The 5,574-nt window shown below is 62.6% G+C and carries 5 protein-coding genes and 1 pseudogene; 2 read left to right on the forward strand and 4 right to left on the reverse strand.

What is annotated here, in order from left to right:
• Both EN745_RS28770 and EN745_RS28775 read right to left on the reverse strand, forming a co-directional pair.
• On the reverse strand, positions 1 to 583 hold a 583-nt coding region (locus tag EN745_RS28770), incomplete at its 3' end, for a DsbA family oxidoreductase (RefSeq protein WP_145992177.1).
• A 23-nt stretch (positions 584 to 606) separates the two neighbouring features.
• Positions 607 to 2,427: an extracellular solute-binding protein gene (locus EN745_RS28775; protein ID WP_127422803.1), complete on the reverse strand. Its 1,821-nt coding sequence runs from the start codon at positions 2,425 to 2,427 to the stop codon at positions 607 to 609.
• A gap of 279 nt (positions 2,428 to 2,706) precedes the next feature.
• On the opposite strand from EN745_RS28775, the gene EN745_RS28780 reads away from it, so the two are divergent.
• Positions 2,707 to 3,333: an invasion associated locus B family protein gene (locus EN745_RS28780; RefSeq protein WP_126054534.1), complete on the forward strand. Its 627-nt coding sequence runs from the start codon at positions 2,707 to 2,709 to the stop codon at positions 3,331 to 3,333.
• A 68-nt stretch (positions 3,334 to 3,401) separates the two neighbouring features.
• Here the strand turns inward: EN745_RS28780 and hspQ are convergent, their stop codons facing one another.
• The gene (hspQ, locus tag EN745_RS28785; RefSeq protein WP_128346819.1) at positions 3,402 to 3,725 is read right to left on the reverse strand and encodes a heat shock protein HspQ; all 324 of its coding nucleotides are present in this window, start codon (positions 3,723 to 3,725) and stop codon (positions 3,402 to 3,404) included.
• 222 nt (positions 3,726 to 3,947) lie between these two features.
• Positions 3,948 to 5,159, reverse strand: a complete 1,212-nt coding sequence (locus EN745_RS28790; RefSeq protein ID WP_127422804.1) for a UbiH/UbiF family hydroxylase — start codon at positions 5,157 to 5,159, stop codon at positions 3,948 to 3,950.
• 102 nt (positions 5,160 to 5,261) lie between these two features.
• On the opposite strand from EN745_RS28790, the pseudogene EN745_RS28795 reads away from it, so the two are divergent.
• Positions 5,262 to 5,574: pseudogene (locus EN745_RS28795) on the forward strand (DUF2182 domain-containing protein); the annotation flags it as partial.

Raw genomic sequence — 5,574 nt, forward strand, 5'->3', positions numbered from 1 at the left:
ATTTGCCTTCGAGCAGGAAGCAGGGGACGCCGGTGATGCCCATGCGCGAGGCCGTGGCGATTTCGGTGCGCACCTGATCGACATCGGCATCGGTCGGCAGCAGCGTCTCGACCACGGAGGCGTCCATGCCGGCTTCGCGGGCGGCTGCGGTCAGCACGGCGTGATCGCCAAGATTGGCGCCTTCCTCGAAGTTGAGCTGGAACAGCCGGCGCACCAGCCGGTTCTGCACCGCCTCGCCGGCGGTTCCCGCCCAGCGGATGACTCGGTGCGCGTCCAGCGTGTTGGCCGCCACCTTGATGGCGCCGAAGGCAAAATGGATGCCTTCAGCCTCGCCCAGCGGTTCGATCCGGGCATGGATCTGGCGGATGCGCTCCTCGCTGCCGAACTTGGCGATCATGTATTGGCGGCGATCCATGCCTCCGGGCGGGATGGTCGGATCGAGCTGGAACGGCCGCCAGCGCACATGCACCTCGATGTCGCCGGCCATGGCGATCGCCTTGTCGAGCCGTTTCTGACCGATGAAGCACCACGGACAGACGACATCGGACACGACATCGACGGTGATCGAGTTCTCGGCGGTCATTGTCGTCTCCTGTTTCGGGAGGGTCAGTTGGGCTTTCGCCACCAGACCGGCAGCTGATAACCGAATATGGGGGTCTTTTGCGGATGTTCCAGGTAGTTCCAGTAGGCGAGCCACTGCTGCGTGTTGTATTGCATCGGCACCATGTAGTTGCCTGAGATCAGCAACCGGTCGAGGACGCGAACGGCGGCGACATAGTCTTCCTTGGTTCGCGCCTTCAGCATCGCATCCATTGCTGCGTCTATCGCGGGATCGGCAACGCCGGCCAGATTGAAGGAGCCTTCCCTTTTGGCTTCCGAAGAGCCCCAGCGAAAGGTCTGCTCGATGCCGGGGGACAGCGAGTTGCTGAACCCGCTTGAACCGATCAGCACCTCGAAATCGAAGCGCTGTTTGCGCGACTGGATTTGGTCGGCCTCGAGGCTGCGGATGGTCACAGCGATGCCGATCTTCTGCAGCGTGCGCTGATAGATAGTGGCAAAACGCTCCTCGTCCTGCGAGGCGGTTAGGATTTCGAAGCCGAAGGGATTTCCCTTGGGGTCCAGCAGAACCCCGTCCTTGACGGCATAGCCTTCGCTCTTCAGTAAATCGAATGCCGCCTTCAGCACCTTGCGATCCTGGCCCGTACCATCATTCACCGGCGGCCTCCAGGTGCCTTCCATGACATCGGCCGGCACGCGGCCGGGGTAGGGCGCGAGCAGCGCCTTCTCTCTGTCTCCGGCCGGATGACCGAGCGCGGATAGCTCGGAATTCTGCCAGTAGCTCATGGTGCGCGTGTACTTGCCGCCGAACAGGTTCTTGTTCGCCCATTCGAAGTCGTAGAGCATCCCTAGCGCGCGCCGCACGACTGGGTTGGAAAACTTCTCCAGCCTTGTGTTGAACAGGAATCCGGTCACGACAGGCGGTATGCCGGTGTCGAAGGTTTCGGCGATCACTTCGCCACGATGGAAAGCGGGAAAATCGAGATCGCGCTCACGCTTGACCGGATCGCTTTGGTCGTCGACGGCGCAGATGCCTTTCTTGAAAGCTTCCGTCTTGGCATTGTCATTCAGGAAATACTCGATGGTGATCTGGTCGTAATTGTCGAAGCCGCGTTTCGAAGGGAGGTCCTTGCCCCAGTAGTCGGGATTGCGCTTGAAGACGATGCGTTGGCCAGGTTGCACCTTGTCCACCGTGTAGGGTCCGCTGCCGATCAAAGGCTTCAGTGTCGTCTTGTCGAAGGTATCCCTGTCAAAAGCGTGCCTGGGGATGATCGGTGTCAACGCGATGATCAGCGGGGTCTCGCGATTAGCCTTGTCGTTGAAGGTGAATTTCACGCTGTGCTCGCCGGTCTTTTCCAGCTTGGCGATCATGCTCATGCGAACGCTGTAGGGCGGGCGGCCCTTGTCGGTGAAGACATCGTAAGTGAACAGCACGTCCTCCGGCGTCACCGGCTGGCCGTCCGACCATTTTGCGTTCGGGTTGAGATGGAATTCGATCGACTTGCGCTCCGGATCCATGTCTGCGCTGTCGGCAAGCAGGCCATAGAGGCTGAAAGCCTCGTCGTAATTGCGCTGCATCAGCGGTTCGAAGACGAGGTTGCCGTAGGTGAGATCCAGCATGCCGCGCGCCGTGGTGCGCAGGCTTTTCAGGATGAACGGGTTGAGATTGTCGAAGCTGCCGACCACACAATAGGTGATGCTGCCGCCCTTCGGCGCATCGGGATTGGCGTAGTTGAAATGCGTATAGTCGGCCGGCAGCGCCGGCTCGCCCTGCATGGCGATGGCGTGCTTCGGCTCCGACTGCACCGGTCCAGGCGAAAGGGTCAGAAACGAGGTCGCGGCTATCAGCCAAACGAGAACGCGGCCCATGACCGACTCCTTGCCAGGCGGCTTGATGATTCGGAATGCACCCTAGAGCATTTCACGCGGCGATTGAATCGCCGCTGCGTCGGGAATTCGAACGAGGTTTCCTGAGGCTTCGACGCCGGCGGGCTGCGCCAAGAATTGCAGCCTACGGGCTGGATTCGCCGGAGCTGGCAGTGTAACACGCGCTCCGAAGTCATGCTGTTGCCTCATTTCGGCAACAGGTAGCTGGACCACGCGGCGCGAATAAGCCGGTCCCGGGATCATTGAGAGGAAGTACACCATATGACGAGCCTGAACAGCAACGCGTACCGCCTTTCGGTCCTGGCCGCAGGCGTGATCGGCTTTCTGGGCGCTGAACTTCCGGCTGCCTCCGCGCAGCAGCAGCAGATTCCGCAGGGCTGGTTCAAGGCCTGCACCAAGCAGGAAGATGTCGACATCTGCAATGTCCAGAACATCGTCACCGCCGGCAATGGCCAACTCGTCACCGGCATCAGCCTGATCGAGCTGAAGGGCAAGGTGAACCGCAAGGTGTTCCAGGTCACGGTCCCGACCGGCCGTCTGGTCCCTCCCGGCATCGGCCTGCAGATCGACACCGGCAAGGCGCAGAAGCTTGACTATGTGATCTGCTTCCCCGACCGCTGCGTGGCCGAAGTGCCGCTGACCGATCAGCTCGTCGCTTCCTTCAAGAAGGGCCAGGCAATCACGCTTACCTCGGTCAATTTCCAGAACCAGCCGAACCCGATCAAGGTCGCGCTGACCGGTTTCAGCGGCGCCTACGACGGCCCGCCGCTGCAGCAGTCGGATATCGAGGACCGGCAGAAGAAGCTGAAGGACTTCGTGGCCAAGAACAACCAGGACTTCGCCAAGAAGCTCAAGGAAGAGCAGGACAAGGCGAAGACCGCCAACTGATCGCCCAGGACTGCTGCGGGAGTCTTCTGGCTTCGAAAAAAGCGGGGCTTTGGCCCCGCTTTTTTGTGTCAATGCCGCGACTGGCGTTTCGGCTCGTAGCGTCCGTCCGGCCGCTTGTCGAACATCTCGCCGATCTGCGGGTGTCGAACCGGTTCGCCCGACTTGTCCTCGAGCAGGTTCTGCTCGGAGACGTAGGCGATGTATTCCGTTTCCGAATTCTCGGCGAGAAGATGGTAGAAGGGCTGGTCCTTGCGCGGCCTCACGTCTGCCGGGATCGCCTCGTACCATTCCTCGGTGTTGGCGAATTGCGGGTCGACGTCGAAGATGACGCCGCGGAACGGAAACAGCCGATGGCGAACCACTTGTCCGATCGAGAATTTGGCCGTTTTCATCGCACTCACCACTCAGGTTCCAGGGCGCCGTCCGTGACCGCGCAAAGGCGCCTAAGATCTTGAATTTACGCGCTGCGCCGCCAAAAATCGACCCCGACTTTCGGTTGGTGCCTATTTGGCGCAGACGCCGCGTCAATTCAATGCCAAAGCACCGCTCCAGCAGCAGCCAACGAACTGGCGGAGCCGAGGGTTTCGGGCTCGCTGCGGAAATGTCTGGGGAAGCTACCGCCGGGACTGCTTCCGCAAACCGCCGGCAAGAGCCTGGAAGCCGCTGCCGGGCCTGAGCCCCTCTCGCATGAAAAAGGCGCGCAGCGGCGCGAAGCTGCCGAGCACGCCAAGGCCGGCGCTGCGCGCCAATTGCGCCGGCAGCATGTCGGAGAGCAAGGACCTGTTCAGCAAATTGACCGCGCTGCTGCGGGCCAAAATGTCGGGCCGCCGCCTGGTATCGTAGGTCGCAAGGCACTTCTCCGATCCCGGGTCGGAGCTATTTTCGCTGGCGATTCCAATCAGGTCGTCGATATCCCTGATGCCGAGATTGAGACCTTGCGCGCCGATCGGCGGGAATACGTGCGCGGCCTCGCCGACCAGCGCAACGCGATTTTGCGCAAAGCGCCCGGGCGAGGCGGCCGACAGCGGATAGACCTGCCTGCCGGGTTCGACGGTGACGCGCCCCAGCATCGACTGCATCTGCTCTTCGACGCGTTGCGAAAGCGTCGCGTCGTCGAGCGCCGCCAGTTCCGTCGCCGTCTCCGGCTTCACCACCCAGACAAGACTGGAACGGTTGCCGGGCAGGGGAACCTGCGTGAACGGGCCTGTCTCGGTGTGGAACTCGGTCGAGGTGAAAGCGTGGTCGCTGCGGTGGCTGAAATTGAGAACCAGCGCCGCCTGTGGATAGGACCGCACCGATGCGGCAATGCCCGCCGCCTCGCGCGCCGGCGACAGGCGCCCGTCGGCGGCGACCGCCAGCGAGGCGGAAATCTCGCTGCCATCGGCGAGCACGGCATGGGCATGGGCGGCGTCGAGGCGCCAGCTCTCGACCATCGATTTCCGCCATTCTATGCCCGCATGCGCGGCAACCGCCCTGGCAAGGGCGGGAACAAGCACATTGTTCGGCAGGTTCAAGCCGAACTGCTCTTCGCCGATTTCCGTGGCGCGGAAAGTGACCGTCGGGCTGCGGACCAGCCGCCTTGTCGCGTCGACGATGCGCATCACCTTCAGCGGTGCGGCCTTTGGCTTGAGTTCCGCGAGAACGCCCAGCCGCTCGAGAACTTTCAAGGCGGGGTTCATGAGCGCGGTGGTGCGGCCATCCTGGCCATTGGCTGCCGGGCCCGCCAGCGTCACCGAAAAGCCGGCCTCGGCAAACCCAAGCGCCGCGATCAGCCCGGCCGGACCGCTGCCGGCGACCAATATCCGCGCTGTCTTCTGATGATCCAAATCCGGTATCCAGATCGCAATGCAGGCCCAATTGGCCGCCAATGCGGTATAGGCCGGAGTGTACGGCTTGATCAACGCGGCGATTCAGCCCATTTCGGGTCCATGACCGGCCAGGACAACGACTTCCGCCATCTCGACCGGGCCGGCCGCGCCACCGCGGACGTCGCGCGCAACCCCCGGCTGGTGGTGGCCATGATGGTTGGTGCGGCGGTCATCCTGGCGTGGCTAACGCTTGGCGTCATGGCGATCCGCGGTGCCGAAGGCCGGGTTGCGGGCGCATCGGCCCCGGGCGATTTCATGTTGAAATACCTGCCGCCGCCGCCGCTGCCGGATTTCGTCGATCGCTTTTTCGCGCTTTGCCTGGCGCCGGCGCCGCTTGCCGGCGCAATCGGCGCGCAGGCGCCGGCGCTTATCC

It is taken from the genome of Mesorhizobium sp. M4A.F.Ca.ET.022.05.2.1 (assembly GCF_003998845.1).
Lineage (GTDB): Bacteria > Pseudomonadota > Alphaproteobacteria > Rhizobiales > Rhizobiaceae > Mesorhizobium.

Coding starts and splice junctions, on each gene's coding strand:
- EN745_RS28775 (WP_127422803.1), bottom strand. CDS start 2,427: ATGGGCCGCGTTCTCGTTTGGCTGATAGCCGCGACCTCGTTTCTGACC.
- EN745_RS28780 (WP_126054534.1), top strand. CDS start 2,707: ATGACGAGCCTGAACAGCAACGCGTACCGCCTTTCGGTCCTGGCCGCA.
- hspQ (WP_128346819.1), bottom strand. CDS start 3,725: ATGAAAACGGCCAAATTCTCGATCGGACAAGTGGTTCGCCATCGGCTG.